The organism is Paenibacillus hamazuiensis (assembly GCF_023276405.1).
GTDB classification, from domain to species: domain Bacteria; phylum Bacillota; class Bacilli; order Paenibacillales; family NBRC-103111; genus Paenibacillus_AF; species Paenibacillus_AF hamazuiensis.
Map to the genome: position 1 here is coordinate 5875743 of NZ_JALRMO010000001.1, position 19885 is coordinate 5895627.

The window sequence follows — 19885 nt, forward strand, 5'->3', positions numbered from 1 at the left end:
TGAATCTGCACTGTTCTCAGATTTTCTTCAATTGATCGATGATTTCCCCGGGCTCCATCCGCTTCATGAAGTCCGGATCGACGTAGGCGAGGCGGACGACCCCCTCCTTGTCGATGATAAACGTCGCCGGAACCGGCAGTATCCAGCGGTCGGTGTTATTGAACTCGGCGAAATCCCGTCCAAGCTTTTTATATGTGTGCTGAAGATAATCGGGCAATTCATACAAAAGATTGTAGCTTTCCTCGACATGGCCGTTTGGATCGCTCAGCACCTGAAAGGTCAGCCCCTCTTTCTCCTTCTGGGACAGCGAGTTGTCGGGACTTTGCGGAGAGATTGCGATCAGCCGGCAGCCAAGTTTATCTATCTCCGGCAGGAACTGCTGGTAAGCCCTGAGCTGGATATTGCAGAAAGGGCACCAACTGCCGCGGTAGAAGATCAGGACAACCGGCCCTTGGGCAAGCTCGTCATACAGGCTGATTTGCTCGCCGAGCGGATTGGTCAACGTAAAATTCGGAGCTTGGGCCCCTTCTTTCAGACCGAAATCGATGCCGGATTGCTGCTGCTCCTTAACGAGCCGTAGTATTTCCTCCTGAATCTCTGCTGGCACTCTTGTCATAAAACCCGTTTTTTGCTGCTCCAATTGCTCTTTAAGCGTCATGGCACAACTCTCCTTTTTTTGTGGACATTTGGGGCGAGACAACGCAAATCTGCGTACAAAAAAAGGTACCGATCGGTATCTTTTTTAAAATTTTATCACATTTCCAGCCGATGGCAAGAGTGCAATCCTAAAAATTTGCTATAATGAATGAGCAGAAAGTGACTCGTACGGGAGGACTTATGAAAAAAGGAGATAAAACACGCGAACATATCATAATGAAATCCGCGCAACTTTTTAACCAACAAGGTTACGCCGGATCGTCGTTAAACGATATTATCTCCGCCACCGGGATCAAAAAGGGAGGAATCTATCGCCACTTTGGCAGCAAAGACGAAATTGCCCTCGAAGCCTTTCATTATGCCGCAAGTATTGTTGGCAGGAGTTTTTCCGAAGCGATTGGTAAAGAGGAATCCGCAGCAGGCCGACTGCTGGCATTCTTCCGTGTTTATGAGGATGTTGTGAACAATCCCCCGTTCATAGGCGGATGCCCCTTACAAAACACAGCCGTAGAAAGTGACGATACGCATCCCGCATTGCGCGAAAGAGCCCAACGTGGTCTACACGATGCCTTGGGCATGATGAAGCAGATCATTTATGAAGGGATACAAACAGGGGAATTCAAAGGAAACCTGGACGTGGATGCATTGGCTTCATTTGCCTTTTCGTTATTGGAAGGTGGCATTATGTTGAGCAAGCTGGACGGAGACAACAGGTACATGAAAATGAATATAGTCAGTTTCTCTACTTACCTGCAGCAATTTTGCTTAAAGCGTGAGTAAGTAGACCGAAGTAAAAATAACTTGGTCTACCGTCATTACACGGAGTTGATCCGGCCATTGTCAATGGCCCCTTCCCTATTAGAGTGCATTCAAAAAGATGTCTCGCCGCGGAGTAGGGGAATGCTGCCGGTCGTTCCTCCAGCACGCCCCTGAACCTCCTCCGCTCACTCTTTGAACACCTTCTATCAGAAGGTGAAACCAGCTAAACCACCCAATAAAATCAAACCATTTTACATTGGGAAACGTACGATTCCGATGTGGCAAACATATGAGTAAAGGTACAGCAATCCCAGGGAGACGGCTCACTGCATCGCGCCTAGGAGTCTGTCCGACGAAGCAAAATTGGTGAATTTTTATTCAATGACGTGTATTCCACGTAAGGGATTGCCTCTCCACCGCTCCTCCACCCCACAAAGTGAAGTAAAATCGATGTAGCATATTCCGAATACTTTGCGGGGACCCCGTTCATCAAGTTGTTTTATTATAAATAGTCCAATGTAATAACTTGATTTCAAAGGCGGCCGTAAACTTTCCGAGGCAATTCCCTCCCCTCCCTCCATACATCAATTGACTAAAAATTCACAACATCCAATCCGTCGGACAGACTCCTAGCTTGTCGCCTTCCGGATCAGCTCCATTTTCAGCTCCCAGGCTTTCGTGCTCAGGTTCACGCGGTATATTTCCGGGTTCAGCTTGCGCAAATACTCCGGCCAAAACTGCTTCAGCTGTGCCGTATGGTACTCGCGGATTTGCTCCAGCACCGGCAGCTCGTACACAAGCTCTCCTTCTGCGAAAATAGGCTTAAGCAAAGGAACGGCCTCATAGTGCTCGATGAACTTGTGAATGTACGGATGGACCGGATCGAACAGCTTGATCCTCTCCCCCCGCAGCATATCGTCTTCCCCGGCGAGCGCGATGTAGTCCGCCTCCGCTTTGCCGGTGCGTTTGTCGACGAACCGGTACACGTCCTTAAGGCCGGGCGTCGACACTTTCTCCGGATTGCCGGAAATTTTGATCACGGGGATGTATTCCCCGTTTTTCTCGCGGGCCACCAGCTTGTACACGCCTCCCAGCGCCGGCTGGTCGGCCGCGGTAATGAGCTGGGTGCCGACGCCCCACGTATCGATCCGGGCCCCTTGCGCCTTCAGGTTGAAAATGATGTTTTCGTCCAGATCGTTCGAAGCGACGATTTTGACATAATCCAGCCCGGCCTGATCCAGCATCTCCCTGGCCCGCTGCGACAAGTACGTGAGGTCGCCGCTGTCCAGACGGATCGCGGTCATCCGCTTGCCGCGGCTCTCCAGCCATTTGGCTGTCTTGATCGCGTTCGGCACCCCGCTCCGCAGCGTATCGTACGTGTCCACGAGCAGCGTCACCTGGTCGGGCAGCGATTCGGCATAAGCGCGAAAAGCTTCCTCCTCCGAGTCGTGCCCCTGCACCCACGAATGGGCATGCGTTCCTTTGGCCGGAATGCCGAACATCATGCCTGCGCGCATGTTCGACGTGGCGTGGAAGCCGGCGAGATAAGCCGCTCGCGCCCCCCATACGGCCGCATCGGCCTCCTGCGCCCGCCTTGTGCCGAACTCGAGCAGTACGTCGTCGCCGGCGACCTGCTTGACGCGCGAAGCTTTTGTCGCAATCAGCGTCTGGTAGTTCATGAAGTTGAGCAGCGCCGTCTCGATGAGCTGCGCCTCGAACACCCTCGCTTCGACGCGGATAAGCGGCTCGTTCGGAAAAACCAGCGTCCCTTCCGGGACGGCATGCAAATTGCCGGTGAAGCGAAAAGCCTTAAGCTCCTCCAGAAAACGCTCGTCGTAATTTTCTTCCTGCGTCCGCAGATAGGCGATCTCTTCCTCGCCGAACCGAAGCGCCTGAATGTACCTCACGATCCGCTCCACGCCGGCCATCACCGCATAGCCGTTGCCGAACGGCAGCTTGCGGAAGTAAGCCTCGAACACGGCTTTCTCGTTCAAGGTGCCCTGAATCCAGTGGGCGTACATCATGTTGATTTGGTATTTATCCGTATGCAGCGCCAAATGATCGTAATTCACGCCTTCCACCACCCGTCGTATATCGTCACTGGCCCTCTCCGCTTATGCTCCGTTATCGCGTAGCGCCCCTCGATCCGCCGCTTGACGTCTTCCGGAAGCGGCTTCCCTTCCAGGTAATCGTCGAGCTGCTCGTACGTCAGCCCAAGCGCCTCCTCATCCGGCAAGCCCGGCCGCAAATCCTCCAGGTCCGCGGTCGGCTTTTTCAAATACAAATGCTCGGGGCAGCCGAGCGCCTGCAGCAAAAGCCGGCCCTGCCGCTTGTTCAGCCCGTATATCGGAGCAGCATCGCAAGCGCCGTCGCCATGCTTTGTAAAAAAACCGGTAATCGCCTCTGCGGCATGGTCGGTCCCGAGCACGAGCAGCCCGTAATGCGCGGCCAGATCGTACTGCGCCTTCATGCGTTCCCTCGCCTTCACGTTGCCTTTGTGAAAATCGCCCAGCGTCTCGCCCGTCGCCTGCTCGAACTGCTGCACGGCGGCGTCCACGGCCGGCTTGATGTTCACCGTCACGGTGCGTGTCGGCGCTATGAACCGGATCGCATCCTGCGCGTCCGCCTTGTCCTTCTGCACGCCGTACGGCAGCCGCACCGCCATAAACGTATACGCATCGCCGCCATGCTGCTCGTTCAGCTCGTTCACCGCAAGCTGGGCCAGCTTGCCGGTAAGCGTCGAATCCTGGCCGCCCGACAAGCCGAGCACATACCCTTTGGCCCCCGTATGCAGAAGGTATTCCTTCAAAAACCGCACCCTGCTTGCGATTTCCACCGCCGGATCGATATGCTCCTTCACCTTCAACTCTTCTTGGATTTGCCGCTGTACGTCTCTCATATCGCTCATCCTCTCATAATGTGATCGGCTGGTCCGCCCGAACAACCTGCGCGCCGAGCGTTTGCTGAAAATGCCTCAAAGCCCACTCGTGCCCTTGCGGATTGAAGCTGGCTACCGCATCTTCGTGGATCGTCATCGCGATGCCTTTGTTGTACGCCTCCACGGCGGTATGAAGCACGCAAATGTCGGTGCACACGCCGACCAGATGTAGCTCCTGAATGCCCAAAGCCCGCAGACGAAGCTCGAGGTCCGTCCCGCAAAAGGCGCTGTACCGCGTTTTATCCATCCAATATATCCGGTCCTTGTGCCGTTCATACGTCCCGGCGAGCTTCCCGTACAGCTCCCGGCCCGCAGTTCCGCGGATGTTGTGCGGAGGGAACAGCCGGTGCTCGGGATGAGCGAGGTCGTTCTCGTCATGCAGATCTACCGCCATCACGACAAAATCGCCCCGCTCCGCGAACCGCTCGGTCAGCTCGCTGATCCGCCCTTCGATATCGATGGCGGGCTGCCCGCACGGCAGCTTCCCGACGACAAAATCGACCGTGTAATCAATGACAATCAACGCTTTCATGGTCATCGCTCTCCTTTTAGAGGGTGTTCAAAAGTTGCGTCGCTGCGGAGTAGGGGAAATCTCCCGGTCGCTCTTGAGATCGTAAATTTATAACTAAAATATAAAGGTTAATTTACGATCTCAAAGGCGAACGCTATCGCTCTAAGAGTTTTCCGAAGGAAAACTTGCATCGGAAGGATACGCTCGGCATACCCCTAATCTCCTTCGCTCGCTTTTCGAACACCCTCTTATTTTTTTATTTTAATAATATCAATATGACAATATTAAGAGGTAAAAGAGATGCCTAGCCGTATATGGACAGCTGAGGCACGTAATCGGTAAAGCGGTACAGCTGCGCGGCGCGCTGCGAGTAGCGGTTGGACATCTTCGGCTCGCCGCTTAGGTCCCGGACTTCCTCGATAATGCCCTTGCGGCTTTGCGTCGAGGTGATTTTGCGGATAAAATTCGGCTCCTCGAAATCCGGGACCACCGTACGGATGACCTGGTACAGCTCGCTGATCGTAAACTCGTCCGGCAAAAACTCCTTCGCGATCGTCGTCGTCAGCATCTTATGGCGAACTTGGGACAACGCGTCCTGCAAAATCTTCCGGTGATCGAAAGCGAGATTCATCCGCAGCGCCTCCTCCACCGGGAACAGCCGCACATCCGCCGCGTCGTCCGCCGCCCTGCGGTTCGCCAAGTAAACTTCGTTCACAAGAGCGAAAAACGCATGCGAGATGATCCAGCCGCGCGGATCGCGTCCCGGCTCGCTGTACACGCCCAAATACTCGATATGCACGTCGCTTACGCCGGTTTCCTCCTGCAGCTCTCTCTTCGCGCTGTCCAGAATCGTCTCGGTTTCTGCCGAAAAGCCCCCCGGCAGCGCCCACTGTCCCTCGAACGGCCAGCGCTTGCGCTGGATGAGCAGCACCTCGAGCTCACGAAGCGGAAGCGACTTTTTCCCCGTGTTCCTCTCCGTCGACGTGATCGTGAAGATGACGATATCGGCCGGCGCTCCGTCGGGAGTCCGGTATTTGCTCGCGGTATAGTTGGATGCGTTCTCCATCGGTTCGTTCATGGTCATCGTCTTCTCCGCCTAAATCAATAATATCAATTTGATATTCTCATTATGATATTATAATCGCAAATTGTCAAGCAAATTATACGATTTCTATAGCGTTAAACAAAAAAGGCTTTCCGGCCAGGTAATGCTTGATGATCGCCTGCGCATAAGGCTGCTCTTCCTGAAGATTTTGCGTTTCCCTCGGGTCGGGGGAATGGTGGCTGTAATTTTCGATCATTACCATCACCATAAAATGCTCCAGCGCCGGAAGCCAGCCCTCCTGCAGTTTCCTGACGCTTTCGTAGCCGCGGATCACGATCTCCCTCTGTGCCGGAAATAGCCCAAAATCATATGCGCGATGTCATAGAGAAAATAACCGAAGCCGCATCTTCCGAAATCGATCGGACGCGGTTCCCCGTTATGAAAAACGATATTCCCCTGGTGCAGATCGCCGTGGACGATTCCGTAGCTTCCGCTGCTTTTGTCCAATGTTCCTACCCACGAGAATATCTTTTCGGACGCCTCCTGATACAAGCGGAATTCGGCATCCGTCAAAAACCGATCGTAATATTGCGTTAAACGGGCCATCGATCGCCTGAAGCTCTCCTCGCCCCATACAGGGCGCGCGAATCCGGGAGGTACAGCGAATTCCCCGGCGGCCCGGTGAAGCTTGGCGAGCAAAATCCCTTCCCGATAAACCTCCTCATTCGTAAGAGCACGCTTCGGGTGTTCGCCTTCCACCCAGCTCAACAATGCAGCATAAAATGAGGCGCCGTTTTCCAGATCTATCCTCACACACGCGGACCGGCCGCGGGCCGGCAATCCTTTGGGAAGCGGGACATCCATCTTTTCGTTCAGAACGTCAAGCAGGTCGAGTTCCGATTCCAGCTCTTCACTTCGCATTCCCGAATAAATGCGGAGCAGGTACGCTCCGTCCTGATCCGTATCGATGAAAAAAGTGCACGTATCGGACAGTTGGTTGAAACGAATTTGCTTCCAGTCAAGGTCGTAATGCTGAAGCGCCTGCAGCGCCGCCTGCTTCGACAAGCTTATTTTGTACGATATATCATGGTCTTCATAAGGGTGCATCAGAAACGGTCCGGTCATATCTCTCCTCCTCATCGCTTTCCGGTTAGAATGAACATCTTCCTTTTCCATAACAACCAAATTACTCCTTTCCCTCCATTCTTGCAACAATAAGCTGCGTATGTTAAAAACATTTCAAGCCCCGTCATATTCGTGCACGTAATGTCGGATGAAAAACGCCGATTCCTGCTATCGTATGGATTAAGGAGGTCATAGCCATGGATTCGCTTCAACATATGAACCGCGCGCTGAAATATATCGAGGAAAATCTGACGGACGAGATTGATTTTAAAGAAGTCGCCAGACTGGCCTGCTGCTCCGAGTATCATTTTACAAGGATGTTCTCCTTTCTTGCCGGCCTCACGTTATCCGAATATATCCGGCGCAGACGGCTAACGCTTGCCGCATTCGATCTCAAGGACGGGGGCGCAAAGGTCATCGATATCGCGGTCAAATACGGCTACAATTCGCCGGATGCATTTGCAAGAGCATTTCAGCAGCTGCACGGAATTACGCCGTCGGAAGCGAGACATCACGGCCATCCGCTTAAAGCGTATCCGCCTATGACCTTCCAGTTAACCATAAGGGGAGGATATGAAATGAACTATCGCATTGAGGAAAAGGGAGCATTCCGCATTGTCGGCATCATGAAAAGGGTGCCTATCGTATTCCAAGGAGTAAATCCGGAAATAGCGGCAATGTGGGGAAGTTTGGACATGGAGACGATCGATATGCTTAAAGGTCTTTCCAATGTCGAGCCGCCGGGGCTGCTAAGCGCATCTGCGAACTTTTCCGAAGGACGGATGGAGGAAAAAGGAGAGCTTGATCACTACATCGGCGTGGCGACAACCAAGGATTGTACGGAGCATTTTTCGCAGCTCGAGGTGCCAGCCGGGACTTGGGCCGTTTTCGAAGCGGTCGGACCGTTCCCGGATACGCTGCAAAACGTTTGGGGACGCATTTATTCCGAGTGGTTTCCGTCCTCGAGCTACGAGCTGAGCGAAGGCCCGGAAATGCTGTGGAATGCGGATAAGGACGTGACTTCGCCCGTTTTCCGAAGTGAAATATGGATACCGGTTGTGAAGAAGAGATAATGAGGATAAAGGCAGCGGCTGCTTGGGATGCGAAAAAAAGTCCCGGTGGCCGCTGCCTTTTTATGCGGCTAAAGGTATTCGTTACCGGGCGGCCTACGCTTGTATACGCGAGTTCGTTCGCACCATATCTTTTCGCCGGTAGACGCTGTAGACGATTCCGACTGCGGCAAGCTGGATCAGCAGCCCGCTTCCCCCATAACTGATGAAAGGAAGAGACACCGATGAGATCGGAAGCACACCGATAGACATCCCGATGTTCCAGACGAATTGGACGGCGAAGATCGAGCTGAAGCCACAGATGAGCAGTCTTCCATAAGGGTCCCGCACGGACAAAGAAGCTTTGACCAGTTGGGATAAGAACAACAGCACCGCGAGCAGGACAAAGACGCCGGCAAACCAGCCCAAGCTGTATACGATATAGGTAAACACGGTATCCGCATGAATTTCGGGCAGCTTATTCATAACAGCGGCGAACCCGTGTCCCCACCATCCGGCGGAACGTACCGCCTCATCGATCTGTATGTAAAAATAACCCGCATCGCCTGCCATCTCATGCCGGTGAAAAAAACCGGCAAAGCGGCTGAAGCCGTTCGGAATGTGCAGGATGTAGGCGAGCAGCATTCCGGCCGAGATGAGAATGTGCGGCACCGCTCTCCGCGAGCCGCCTCCCGAAACAACTAGCAGCACCGTGTATGCACTTGCATAAATGAGCAGGTCGGATATCGCCTTTACCTTGGCCAAGAGCAGCATCGGAACGAAACTGAATAACGCGGCGTGCAGCAGCGTAACGCGCAGGCCGTCTTTTCGCCCGTTAAGATCACCAGCGGCCGTTGCGATAAACAGATAAGGTGCCATTGCCGCGAAATCGATCCTGAGCGAACCGAGATCAAGATAACTGGACATGCCGTTTACGGTCGGCCCCCACAGGATAGCCGACAGCAAGCCAATCACCGTCGCACCATACAGCACCCGCGAAAGTTCGGGCAGCTTCCGGTAATCGATCCGGCTTGCGGCAAACAGGGCAGCTGCCCCGAGGGCCATATTCACCGTCTCCCTGAGAAAAAGATCCTCTCCTCCATACATCCTGCGCGGTCCGGCAGCATAGCTTAATTCAACAGCATACATCACGACAAGAGCGATCGCGACGAGCAGCGCCAGACAGCCCAGCAGCAGCCAGGGAATGCGCGGCTTGTGCACCCGATTGAGCCCGCTTGCCACCTCGTCGGCGTTCCCCATCTGCTCGAGAGCCCAACGGGCCGCTTCATCGCCGTCATGCCCCCGCTCCTTCCGCGATTCGACCAGCTCGTCCAGATGGCTGAGCAGCTCCAGCTTGATCTCCTTGCGCAGCTCCTTTGCCCTAACCTGCCTGCAAATATCGTTCACGTATTCCTGTACAAGCGGATGCCTGTCCGTCATATCGGCTCCTCCCCCAGCACGCGGTCCACGGCATTGCGGAACAGGCGCCACTCCTGCTTCTTATCCTGCAATTGCCGCCTGCCGGCATCCGTGATCCGGTAATACTTGCGGTTCCGCCCCTCCGCCTCCTGCCAGTAGGACTCCACCCATCGCTCCGCCTCCATGGCGTGAAGAATGGGATATAACGTGCCTTCCTTCAAAACAAACGTCCCGTCGGAAACCCGTTCAAGCTCCTTGATCAGCTCATAGCCGTAAAGCTCCTTCCGCTCGAGCAGGTTCAGGATCAACGTTCCGGTACTTCCCTTGAGAAGCTCCTTGCTTATTTTCATATCTTCCGCAAGCACCGCCTTTCTTTTTCTGTAAGATGATTATACCTCGAAATAATATGCATCGCAAATCTATGTATGGATATAGCTGAAAAATCCAGTGTGTCCCGCCGTCTTAAACCGCCATTAAAAAATGAAGGCCCGCCTGCATAAGCGGCGGACCTACGATGTAAGCTGAATTAAGATGTAAGCCGGATTAAATTATCCGGTCGAGGAATGCAGGACGTTCCCCGCTTTGCAGCGATCTGCCGGCAAACGCGATGATGATCAGCAGCAATAAGTAAACGCAAACGATGAGCGCGCCTGTATATTCCTTAAACAGGATGTGGGTAACCAGCGCCCCGGACATAATGGTCATGAGCGCCCCTAAGGCGAACTTGGCTGTTTTTCCAAACCATAAGCCAATGCCGCCCGCAACCTCGCCTAGCCCTACCGCCACGCAAAACCAGGCAGGGAAACCGTAATGCAGGAACATGCTCACGGCGTCCTCCGCTCCGATAACCTTCAGCGATCCCACCATAATGAAGTTCGCCGATACCAACAGCTTCAACACCATTAACCCGATTTTCAAACTTTTCCTCGCCATAAAGAATCGCCACTCCTGTCACATTAGTCATGATAACCTCATTGTAACAGGGCAATACGACATCTTTTGACATATACGGATATGTTAAGGTTTCTAGAACTTTTGGCGAATCGGGTTGCGTATTTTCGCGGAAACCCGAATAATTAGATGCATGCCCTCACATCCATGGCCGGACGGGTCGTGAAGGCTGTATTGAATCGTTGAAAGGAACAGACAACTATGGAATTACTGCAATCGAACGTTAGGGAGAAAACAGCCGGCGGCTCGTCTTCTCTTGCTCTGCTGTCTTTAACCGTCGGCGCATTTGCGATCGGTATGACGGAATTTGTTATCATGGGCATTCTGCCCAACGTCGCCGATGATTTGCAGGTCAGCATTTCAGCCGCGGGCCAGCTCATCACGATGTATGCGCTGGCGGTCGCCGTGGGCGCCCCCATATTGACGATGCTTACGTACAAAATTCCGCAAAAAAAGCTGCTCGTCTTGCTCATGGGTTTGTTCATTCTCGGCAACGTCATTTCAGTGGTCGCCCCAAATTACGCCGTCCTGATGTTCGCGCGGATGATCACCGCCTTAACGCACGGGACGTTCTTCGGTGTCGGCGCCGTCATTGCCGCGGGCCTCGTCTCCCCCGACAAACGCGCCGGTGCGGTGTCCATGATGATGGCCGGCCTGACCATCGCGAATATTATAGGTGTTCCAATAGGCACATATATCGGCCAGCATATGGGATGGCGAGCCTCGTTCGGCTCGATCGCCATAATGGGCGCCGTAACGCTGATCGGCATTCTGGTCTTTATCCCTCATGTTAGGCAGCATCCGCCGGGAAGCGCTTTTCAGCAGCTCGCGGCATTGGTGAACCGCAAGCTGCTCGTTTTCCTGCTCATCGCGGTACTGGGTAACGCCGGACTGTTTTCTGTGTTCACTTACATTACACCGCTGCTTGTACAAATTACCGGGTTTGCCGAGCACAGCGTCACCTGGATCCTGATTTTGTTCGGCTGCGGTGTCACCGCCGGCAATATGATCGGCGGCAAGCTGGCGGACTGGAAGCTCATGCCTTCCATCCTCGGCATTTATTTTGCGATCTGCGCGATCCTGACGGCATTTACTTTGACCGTACATCATCCGGTCGCCGCGGTCGTAACGATCTTTCTTTGGGGTGCGGCTTCCTTTGCCGTATTCCCGGGGATGCAGGTGCGAATTATGAGTCTGGCTCAATCGGCGCCGGCACTGGCATCCACCACGAGCCACTCGGCCGGCAACTTAGGCAACGCGACCGGCGCTTTCATCGGAGGCATGGTCATCATTCATTTGCCCTTGACGTCGCTTCCTTGGGTCGGCGCCATACTGGTCGGACTGGCATTGATTCTCGGCATCGCCTGTTATTTGCCGGAACGCAAAGCTTCCACCAGATCATAAATCCTCGCTCCCCCCGGCATCGCTTCAGCAGCCGGGGGGGGGGGGGGGGGGGGGGGGGAGGGGGGGGGGGGGGGGGGGGGGGGGGGGGGGGGGGGGGGGGCCTCGCTCCCCCCGGCATCGCTTCAGCAGGGGGGGGGGGCATACCCGGTGTTGATGCGCCCCCCCCCCCCCCCCCCCCCCCCCACCCCCCCCCCCCCCCCCCCCCCCCCCCCCCCCCCCCCCCCCCCCCCCCCCCCCCCCCCCCCCCCCGGGGGGGGGGGGGGGGCATACCCGGTGTTGATGCGACAAGAGTGTCAATATCGCAAAAATCCTCGATTTCCAAATGTCCGGACACGGAGCTTACGACAAGCGGAGTTTCCGCATACCTTCCCGCTACCTGGTCGACGACTTTCAAAATTTGCTCGACCCGGCCCTGGCAAAAAAATGAGACCCGCTCTTTGTATCGAAAGAGCGGATCTTCAACAACTGGCCGATTATGATGCTTCTTCGATATCAGGGAAGGCCCAAAAATCGGGGGGCACGTCCGACCATGTTGGAACGGAAACATTTGCCTGCGGTACTCTATGCAAAATACGGTTGATGATCACAACGGCCTCCGCCCGGCTTAAAGACCGGTCCGGTGCGAACGAACCGTCTTCGTAACCGGTCATAATCCCTTTTTGGTACACCGCCTCAATTTGCCCGCTGGCCCAGTGTCCCGCCGTATCCTTAAAGGAAGGTTTCGACGGGTTATTGTCCAGCTTCAGCCACTTCCCTATAATCGAAGTCATTTCAGCGCGAGTGATCGGGGCGCTCGGTCTGAACGTTTGGTCGGGATAACCTGACAATAAGCCCGCTGCCTGACCCCACTGAATGGATTCAGCGGCCCAGTAGTTCGGATCGACATCGGAAAAATCTGACGCTGCCGTCTTCTTCTCCGTCGATTTCTGCAGCAAGCGGGATAACATAACGCTCATTTCCGCTCTGGTCACCGGTTCATTCGGTCTGAATGTACCGTCCGGATAGCCGAGTATATAAGGCTCGCGATGCAGCGGTTCATTTTTTATCGAAACGATCGTAAACGTACTGAATTTGTCGATTTGAATTTGTATGCCTGAGGGATAGCCGTTCACATCGAAAACGATCTTTCCCCGCTGCAGCACCTTCTCGCCGTCCGAGTGTTCAATAAAGACGCTCAAGGTTTGCAAGAAAAGCTCTCTTTGAGCCGGATCAGCCGGAATGGCGGCTCCGTCAATCGGAAAAGTGACCTTGACCGGAACTTTAGGCAAATTCGTTTCAATGTTCATCGGCGTACCGAGCACCTCTACGTCTCCCGCTTTGGCCACGGCACGGACTTCATCCGCATTTACGATTCTTTCTTTCACAGCCTGCCGTTCTTCGTCTTTTTTGACCGGAGCTATGTTAAAGTAGTAGTCCTGATCCCCGGAGAGGCCTTTAAGCGCATCGTTCGGAACGGTGACCGCAGCATTTTCCGTTTTTATTTCCAGGGTTACCGATCGTTCTGCCAAAATAGACGCTGAACGGGCCGGCAATACGATATTCACCACATCCGCCGGATCCTCCGGCAAGCCATCAATGACGATTCGCATCGTATTTTGCCCGGATTGCATGCTTGCCGCGGCTTCTTCCATTCCTTTGCCGCTCATAATCACTTGGTCGGCTTTTTGCTGTCCGAGCCAGATTCTTGTTATTTCGAACTGAACACTTATTGTTTCAAACCTGCTTTGTGAGGTTCCCACCTCAACCTTCGCTTGCCGGGTATCGGCCTTATTTCCCGTACCGGTTGATCTGTTGCTCTTGTCCTTGTAAACGGTGACTTGCGTTTGGGCTTTCAATCCCCCATAGGTGGCTTCCAACACGCCGGTGCCGACGGCTCTTCCTGTAATTTTGCCGGCTTCCGATATGGTGGCGATTTCGCTCGAAAGCGAGAATTCGGAGAGCGCGGTAATCTCGGAAATCGAACCGTCGGAGAAGGCTGCGTTCACCGCCGTTTGCTGATCCTTGTTGATTTCAACCCGGTAAGACGGTTCTGCAAAAGATATGCCTTTGAGCGCAGGGGCTACCGTTACCGTCGCGCTGGCCGTTTTATTGTCATAGACTGCCGTCACAACCGTTTGGCCGTATTTTAGAGCCTTCCATTTACCGATAGACGATAATCCGACAATTTCAGGATCTGCAATTTGAATTGCCCCTTGTTTCGTAACATCGATTTCTTGATTGTCCGAATATCCGATAATCAGCTGGAATGCCGCTTCATTCCCTTCGACTATCGAATAGGCCGCGGAATTGAAACGAAGTCCTGTCGGCTTCGGAACAACCTTCACCGTCCGCACTTTATCCTGAGCCTGGTTTCCGGTCAGATCGGCGACGCTGTAGTGTATCGGATACGTTCCGATTTTTCCGGTATTCACCGAACCGGTAACGGACAGAGGAGAGATGCCGGAAAGCGAATCCGATGCCAGAGCTCCCTTCTCGACATAATCGTCGCCCAAATATAAAGTAATCGTTTCGTCCCCGACCAAGGTCAAAACCGGCGCCGTTTTATCGATCTTGATTTCGGCGGAAACCGCTTCGCCGACACTGTCCGAGCCCGCGGCTCTGGCATAGAAAGCCGTTATCCCTTCTTGTTCGACGACGACCGGCGCGCTGTAATCGGTCCATTCTCCGGACTCTCCGATCTTGTACTGCACCCGGCTGCCGGAATCGCTGTACACTGTTGCCGTTACGCTTTGATTCGTCCAACCTGTATGGCTTAACGCAACCGTCAGAGTGTTGCTGACCATGATCCCCTGCGTAGCTCCGATATGGTTCAGCGTCAAATCCGCCGGATTGCCCGCCGCATCGTTAATGGTTGCTCCGGATGGGTCAATGGCGGTGGATACCACCTGTATGCCATCGGCGTCTTGATCCTGGACCCTTACTTGATAACGGAACAGCAGCTCCGTCGAATCAAGTGAACTTTCGTAAACGGCTTTGACGATCGTATCGCCCACCTTGAGATCAATCGTCGGAGCTGTACCCGATGCCATATTCACGACAACGGGCTCACTCATCTTCACAATAAAGGCGAGGTACATTCCCGCTTTGTACGTCCCGTTCGCCGGTACGCCGACCGAGGTTACCGCCGGAGCCGCCGCATCCACCAGCACCGCCGCCGTGCTGCCCACGCCGTTCAGCGTCAGGATCGCGTTGTTGCCTGCGCTATCCCTCAGCGTACCGCCGTTTACACCCAGGGCGGCACCTACAGAAATCCCATCCGCGTCAAGGTCTCCGCTCTGCACCGTGTAGCGGAACAGCAGCGCGCTCGTCCCCGAACCGGACACGTATGGAGCGTTCACTCCCGTCGATCCGATCGTCAGCGGCAGCTGCGGCGTGCCTCCCGTTGTGTCTACCGTCACGTTTTCGCCGAAGTTTACCGTGAAGTCGAGATTGTCTCCCGCCTTGTACGTCCCGTTCGCCGGCACGCTCACGCTGCCGACCTCCGGCGCCGCGGCATCCACCAGCACCGCCGCCGTGCTGCCCACGCCGTTCAGCGTCAGGCTCGCGTTGTTGCCCACGCCGTCCCGCAGCACGCCGCCGTTTGTACTCAGGTCGGCCCCTACGGCGATGCCGTCCGCATCGTTGTCTCCGCTCTGCACCGTGTAGCGGAACGTCAGTGCATTTGAACCCGAACCAGACACATAAGGGGCATTCACTGCCGTCGATCCGATCGTCAGCGGTAAATACGGCGTACCTCCCGCCGTATTTACTATCACTGTTTCGCTGAAGCTCACTGTGAAACCCATTGTATCTCCTGTTTTGTACGTTCCGCTCGAAGGCACCACTACGCCCGTGACGACCGGCGGAACGGCTTCGACTAATACCGACGTCGTGTCGGCTATATTGTTCAGCGCCAGGTTCGCATCGTTGCCTGCGCCGTCCTGCAGCGTGCCGCCGTTTGCATTCAGCGGGGTGCCTACGGCGATTCCATTGGAATCCAGATCGCCGCTTTGCACTGTGTAGCGGAACACCAACGCACTCGTCCCCGAACCGGATACGTACTCGGCATTCACTACCTTTGATCCGATCGTCAGCGGCATCTGCGGCGTGCCTCCCGCCGTATTTACCGTCACGTTTTCGCCGAAGTTTACCGTGAAGTCGAGGTTGTCTCCCGTTTTGTACATCCCGGGTCCCGGTACGTCGACCGTGGTCACCGTCGGCCGCACCGTGTCGACGGAATAATTGTTAGATTGGGTGATGCCGGTCCCCGCGTTGCTGCCACTCTTATCAGTCACGAGCGCATTGTCGAGCGTGATGATATTGCTGTCGTCGACGACGCCTGCGGCAGGCGTCAAGGTTGCGGTATAGGTGGTGTTGTCAGAAGTTGCGAGGTCGGTTAGGATGCCGTTCTCCGCTGTCATGTCTGTAATAGCAAATCCGATCACCGCTTCCGAGAAGGTGATCGTCACCTGCGAGGTTTTGCCGATACCCAGATTGTTGTTAGCAACTACAATCGTGGACGTTGGAGGGGCGGCAAACGCTTTGTCGATTAGGTACAAAGGTAGCCCCCCCACGATGACCAAACCTAAAATTAACTTCCATATTCTACTCACCGGATTCATATCCTTGTTCCCTCTCTCAATGTTCGATTCTTTTGCTATTGGCCGTAACGTTTCTACCTTTCCGGATATAGCTAAGGAGAAGCCATACCTTTATTTTCGGTATTTTTTGACATGGTATTAATAGTTTAATAGTTCTATACAGCCCAAAAATTCCCTGTATTCTTCTGTAAAAAATATAAATTTCATTAATTTGACAAAATTCGCTTCCTCCGACCATCTATTGACCGTTGAGCTTTTCTAGTCCGTCACTTCAACGATTGGGGCAGGTCGCCACGGCGCCTGCCCTAAAGGTATTAAATAGTTTTTGCCGAATATAAAAATAAATGCTGCCGTTGCTTGTGGGGCAGCATTTGCATGGCTCGAATCCAAACATGTGCAACATAATAAAAAGAGGCACTTCCATCGCTAGGAAGCACCTCCAAAATGAAATGACAAACGAAATAATTCAAGTGGCCGACTTATAATTGAAACTTTGGAACAAAAACTACCGCAAAAACGTGGTTGAATATATTATTTATGCTCCTGGCGTTGGAGTGGCTCTGAATGCATTTACTGTCTTGTCCATAACAACCTGTGCATCGCTTCCCGAATCAAGAATCGTATTTTGAAGCGATTCTTTTTCTACCCATACTGTGGTTACGGTAAGCGGCTCTGAGGCTTCGGTAGTCAACAAAGCGTCGACTTGCGCAGAAAAACAAGAATCACTTATCTTGGCATGAACCTCCGTAGCAACCACATGATTGTTAGAAATATAATTTCCATTACCCGAAGCAATACGTATGATTACAGGTGTTGCACCTGCCGGCTTGATGTTCTGAGAATTAATTCCTTCAGAAAAGTGATTAGCAATGACAGAATTATTATTGCCGCTGATATAGAGGAGACCATACAAATCGTCTAAACCATTGTCTGTTCCCAGAAAAGGAGTCCAAGGTTCATGGTCACGTAAAAAATGATTTGAAGAAACCAAGTTTTCCGAACAATTGCCCCTAAATACTACCATTCCTGGATAAAATGAATGAAGTCTATTATTGGTGATACTGGAACGTGTCACACCATCAAAATAGATACTGCTCGCACCTCGTGGAAAAACATTATTCGCTGTAATCAAAAGTCCGCCAAAATTTTGAGCGTAAATTGAATATCCTTTAAAGCCGGCTCCTATCAAATTATCGGTTATTTTTGAAGCCTGTCCCCAACCCCGCAGTTCTATACAGTTACCACATTCAGCTATGAAATTATCATGGATAGACAGTGCATCTGCATGATAAATAGTAATTCCATGCTCTAAATACACAAAACCCATGCCTGTAATCCGAAATGAGTCACAAGCACTTGCAACATAAATACCCGTTTTCCCGTTAGTGTATGTGTTTTCCGGATTTGTTTCTCCTGAACCATCTTCAATAAAATGCAAACCATCAATACAAAAGTCAGAAAACTCTACCGAACTTATTCGGGGATTTCCACTTCGTTCAACATAAAATGCAGCTCCTTTATATTCCTCGTCATTTACTTCCAAGGGAATATTTACGAGTATGCGACTTCCTCCCGGCCACAATTCATGCAAATCCGCCCATTCCTTCTCAGAAGTATTAAACCGAATACTCGAAGATGTAAACCCGTGTCCGGAACCCATAATTTTGAGATAACTGATGTCTATAACTACTTGACTGACAAGATGATAATCCCCCGGTGGAATATAGATCACCGCACCCGGCTTTCCGCCTTGATTCACATCAATGTCCGTTTGCCTACTTTTAATATCTGCTATCATGCTATTGATTACCTCACCGATATCTTCATACGGATTACCGACAGGCCAATCGGTTACGTCATAATAATTTTTACTAGCCATATATAAATTCTCCTATCCTTTCGATGTTTTGAGGCGACTTCAAAATGGGAGCTGCCCGGCTTTACCATGCGGAGTGAAGCTGCCATATATCAAGAGAAATGAGTTCCACCTTATCTCCGAGGCTAAAAAGCTTCAAGTTTGTACTGTACGGATCGGGATATATGTTATTGGTCATTGTCGTGCGCCCTTCATCCGCAAATACTTCAACAACGCAAGTATCTACGTAGATATGCAGCCTTAATGTATCCTTATCGGCAGATTCCAGTTTACATTTTCGAATCCCCTGACTCCATCCGTCCGATCTGTTTCTATCAAATTGAAGTTCTCCGGTCTTAGGCGAATAAGAGAGTACCGTCTCCTCGTTGCCGTCATCCGACACCCGCATTTTGAAGCCGAATTCCTCCGCGGGGCAAATCTTCAGATTGAATTCCGCCACAATCTCTAAACTATCCCCTTTTATCGATCGGGGAAGCGCTTGTATTTCCCCTTCAATCGTCGTACGTTCAAGATGGAAATGTTCCCCCCGTAACGCCTTTAACTCTTCAACTGGAAGAAATCTCAAATGTCCGTCATCGTCCATTTCTACGGTTCTTGGAACGGACATCGCGCCGCACCAATTGTTTTTAGAAGTGGGACCGAAATTTTGAAACCACGGCATCCAATCCCAAGCGTTCAACCACCCTATGATAATCCTTCTTCCTTTTGAATCCAGGAGGGACTGGGGGGCATAATATTCGAAGCCGCAATCAACTTCTCCGCAATAATCCCAGGTAAATCTTCCGGTGTCATAGTCCAATTCACCCGATAAATAAATCGCTTTCTTCTCGCCCATTCCCATTGGAGAAAACATCAGTATATGACGATCACCGAGTCGAAATAAATCAGGACACTCCCACATCGTGCCCATCGTACCATCACTCTCGGCCACCACACCGACATATTCCCATGCGATCAGGTCATTGGATCGAAATAGCAAAGCCCTTCCTTTCCCCTCTTTACTTGAACCTACGATCATGTACCATTTATCTTGATGTTTCCATACTTTGGGATCCCTGAAATCTGTGGAACTTTCTTCCGGCGGAGCCGAGATTACCGGATTCCCAATATATTTTTGAAAGGTCACACCGTCATGACTCGCAGCTAAACATTGGGTTTGTACAACGCGCCTCTCTTTCATTACGGTGCCGGTATAAATTAACGTCAATATCCCATTATGATCAACGGCGCTTCCGGAAAAACATCCGCCTTTTTCGTCAAGGTCATAGCTTTCACTAGGCGCCAACGCAATGGGGAGGTGTTCCCAATGAACCAAATCTTTACTTTTGGCATGCCCCCAATGCATAGCCCCCCACTGTGCGGAGTAAGGGTAATGCTGATAAAACATATGGTATTCTCCGCGATAATGAATAAGTCCGTTAGGATCATTTAGCCAATATGCAGGGGCCATAAAATGATATTGTAAGCGCAAGGGATCTTTGGCCACCTGATCTTTCATTTTTGCTACGGATTGTTCGGCTTTGGCCAACATGAACTTATGATAGGTGTTATGATCGTATTGCAATACGGCT

Annotated in this window: 16 protein-coding genes; 3 read left to right on the forward strand and 13 right to left on the reverse strand. The window is 52.5% G+C overall.

The genetic code is table 11. From position 1 onward, the window contains the following. Window positions 1-16 precede the first annotated feature (16 nt). The gene (locus MYS68_RS25535; RefSeq protein ID WP_248928549.1) at window positions 17-658 is read right to left on the reverse strand and encodes a peroxiredoxin-like family protein; all 642 of its coding nucleotides are present in this window, start codon (window positions 656-658) and stop codon (window positions 17-19) included. Window positions 659-837: 179 nt separating this feature from the next. Between MYS68_RS25535 and MYS68_RS25540 the strand changes: the two genes are divergently transcribed. Continuing rightward, entirely contained in the window at window positions 838-1437 is a 600-nt protein-coding gene (locus MYS68_RS25540) for a TetR/AcrR family transcriptional regulator (RefSeq protein ID WP_248928550.1), read from the forward strand. A 608-nt stretch (window positions 1438-2045) separates the two neighbouring features. Here MYS68_RS25540 and MYS68_RS25545 read toward each other — a convergent pair. The 6 genes from MYS68_RS25545 to MYS68_RS25570 form a co-directional block, all read right to left on the reverse strand. Further along, window positions 2046-3488 (reverse strand): nicotinate phosphoribosyltransferase, encoded by a 1443-nt coding sequence (locus tag MYS68_RS25545; RefSeq protein ID WP_338043614.1) that lies wholly within the window; start codon window positions 3486-3488, stop codon window positions 2046-2048. Further along, window positions 3485-4315 (reverse strand): ammonia-dependent NAD(+) synthetase, encoded by an 831-nt coding sequence (gene nadE / locus MYS68_RS25550; protein ID WP_248928551.1) that lies wholly within the window; start codon window positions 4313-4315, stop codon window positions 3485-3487. Before nadE ends, MYS68_RS25545 begins: the two co-directional genes overlap by 4 nt. A 13-nt stretch (window positions 4316-4328) precedes the next feature. Continuing rightward, entirely contained in the window at window positions 4329-4886 is a 558-nt protein-coding gene (locus tag MYS68_RS25555; RefSeq protein WP_248928552.1) for a cysteine hydrolase family protein, read from the reverse strand. A gap of 283 nt (window positions 4887-5169) precedes the next feature. After that, on the reverse strand, window positions 5170-5943 hold the full coding sequence (locus MYS68_RS25560) for an NUDIX domain-containing protein (RefSeq protein WP_248931011.1): 774 nt from the start codon (window positions 5941-5943) through the stop codon (window positions 5170-5172). An 82-nt stretch (window positions 5944-6025) separates the two neighbouring features. After that, window positions 6026-6244: a hypothetical protein gene (locus tag MYS68_RS25565; RefSeq protein WP_248928553.1), complete on the reverse strand. Its 219-nt coding sequence runs from the start codon at window positions 6242-6244 to the stop codon at window positions 6026-6028. Beyond that, the gene (locus MYS68_RS25570) at window positions 6241-7035 is read right to left on the reverse strand and encodes a phosphotransferase enzyme family protein (RefSeq protein ID WP_248928554.1); all 795 of its coding nucleotides are present in this window, start codon (window positions 7033-7035) and stop codon (window positions 6241-6243) included. The genes MYS68_RS25565 and MYS68_RS25570 overlap by 4 nt, the downstream gene beginning before the upstream one ends. Window positions 7036-7232: 197 nt before the next feature. On the opposite strand from MYS68_RS25570, the gene MYS68_RS25575 reads away from it, so the two are divergent. Beyond that, the gene (locus MYS68_RS25575) at window positions 7233-8108 is read left to right on the forward strand and encodes an AraC family transcriptional regulator (RefSeq protein ID WP_248928555.1); all 876 of its coding nucleotides are present in this window, start codon (window positions 7233-7235) and stop codon (window positions 8106-8108) included. A gap of 93 nt (window positions 8109-8201) precedes the next feature. Here MYS68_RS25575 and MYS68_RS25580 read toward each other — a convergent pair whose 3' ends face one another. The 3 genes from MYS68_RS25580 to MYS68_RS25590 all read right to left on the reverse strand — a co-directional run bounded on the left by MYS68_RS25580 (window position 8202) and on the right by MYS68_RS25590 (window position 10436). Continuing rightward, a complete protein-coding gene (locus tag MYS68_RS25580; RefSeq protein WP_248928556.1) occupies window positions 8202-9524 on the reverse strand; it encodes an FtsW/RodA/SpoVE family cell cycle protein in 1323 nt (440 codons plus the stop codon). Beyond that, entirely contained in the window at window positions 9521-9853 is a 333-nt protein-coding gene (locus tag MYS68_RS25585) for a PadR family transcriptional regulator (protein ID WP_248928557.1), read from the reverse strand. Before MYS68_RS25585 ends, MYS68_RS25580 begins: the two co-directional genes overlap by 4 nt. A 193-nt stretch (window positions 9854-10046) precedes the next feature. Next, window positions 10047-10436 carry a DoxX family protein gene (locus MYS68_RS25590; protein ID WP_248928558.1) on the reverse strand — a complete coding sequence of 130 codons (390 nt, stop codon included), beginning with the start codon at window positions 10434-10436 and terminating at the stop codon, window positions 10047-10049. A gap of 219 nt (window positions 10437-10655) precedes the next feature. Here MYS68_RS25590 and MYS68_RS25595 point away from each other — a divergent pair, with 219 nt between their 5' ends. Continuing rightward, a complete protein-coding gene (locus MYS68_RS25595; RefSeq protein WP_248928559.1) occupies window positions 10656-11858 on the forward strand; it encodes an MFS transporter in 1203 nt (400 codons plus the stop codon). Between the two features lie 473 nt (window positions 11859-12331). Here the strand turns inward: MYS68_RS25595 and MYS68_RS25600 are convergent, their stop codons facing one another. From MYS68_RS25600 to MYS68_RS25610, 3 genes are all read right to left on the reverse strand, one after another. After that, the gene (locus MYS68_RS25600; protein ID WP_248928560.1) at window positions 12332-16396 is read right to left on the reverse strand and encodes an S-layer homology domain-containing protein; all 4065 of its coding nucleotides are present in this window, start codon (window positions 16394-16396) and stop codon (window positions 12332-12334) included. A gap of 577 nt (window positions 16397-16973) precedes the next feature. Further along, window positions 16974-18317: a NosD domain-containing protein gene (locus MYS68_RS25605; RefSeq protein ID WP_248928561.1), complete on the reverse strand. Its 1344-nt coding sequence runs from the start codon at window positions 18315-18317 to the stop codon at window positions 16974-16976. A gap of 61 nt (window positions 18318-18378) precedes the next feature. Further along, the gene (locus tag MYS68_RS25610) at window positions 18379-19878 is read right to left on the reverse strand and encodes a glycoside hydrolase family 32 protein (RefSeq protein WP_248928562.1); all 1500 of its coding nucleotides are present in this window, start codon (window positions 19876-19878) and stop codon (window positions 18379-18381) included. Between the last annotated feature and the right edge of the window lie 7 nt (window positions 19879-19885).

Excerpts from the sequence above, each read along its gene's own strand:
- MYS68_RS25540 (WP_248928550.1), top strand. The coding sequence starts at position 838 with ATGAAAAAAGGAGATAAAACACGCGAACATATCATAATGAAATCCGCG.
- MYS68_RS25605 (WP_248928561.1), bottom strand. The coding sequence starts at position 18,317 with ATGGCTAGTAAAAATTATTATGACGTAACCGATTGGCCTGTCGGTAAT.
- nadE (WP_248928551.1), bottom strand. The coding sequence starts at position 4,315 with ATGAGAGACGTACAGCGGCAAATCCAAGAAGAGTTGAAGGTGAAGGAG.
- MYS68_RS25590 (WP_248928558.1), bottom strand. The coding sequence starts at position 10,436 with ATGGCGAGGAAAAGTTTGAAAATCGGGTTAATGGTGTTGAAGCTGTTG.
- MYS68_RS25575 (WP_248928555.1), top strand. The coding sequence starts at position 7,233 with ATGGATTCGCTTCAACATATGAACCGCGCGCTGAAATATATCGAGGAA.
- MYS68_RS25585 (WP_248928557.1), bottom strand. The coding sequence starts at position 9,853 with ATGAAAATAAGCAAGGAGCTTCTCAAGGGAAGTACCGGAACGTTGATC.
- MYS68_RS25560 (WP_248931011.1), bottom strand. The coding sequence starts at position 5,943 with ATGAACGAACCGATGGAGAACGCATCCAACTATACCGCGAGCAAATAC.
- MYS68_RS25555 (WP_248928552.1), bottom strand. The coding sequence starts at position 4,886 with ATGAAAGCGTTGATTGTCATTGATTACACGGTCGATTTTGTCGTCGGG.
- MYS68_RS25580 (WP_248928556.1), bottom strand. The coding sequence starts at position 9,524 with ATGACGGACAGGCATCCGCTTGTACAGGAATACGTGAACGATATTTGC.
- MYS68_RS25535 (WP_248928549.1), bottom strand. The coding sequence starts at position 658 with ATGACGCTTAAAGAGCAATTGGAGCAGCAAAAAACGGGTTTTATGACA.
- MYS68_RS25595 (WP_248928559.1), top strand. The coding sequence starts at position 10,656 with ATGGAATTACTGCAATCGAACGTTAGGGAGAAAACAGCCGGCGGCTCG.
- MYS68_RS25570 (WP_248928554.1), bottom strand. The coding sequence starts at position 7,035 with ATGACCGGACCGTTTCTGATGCACCCTTATGAAGACCATGATATATCG.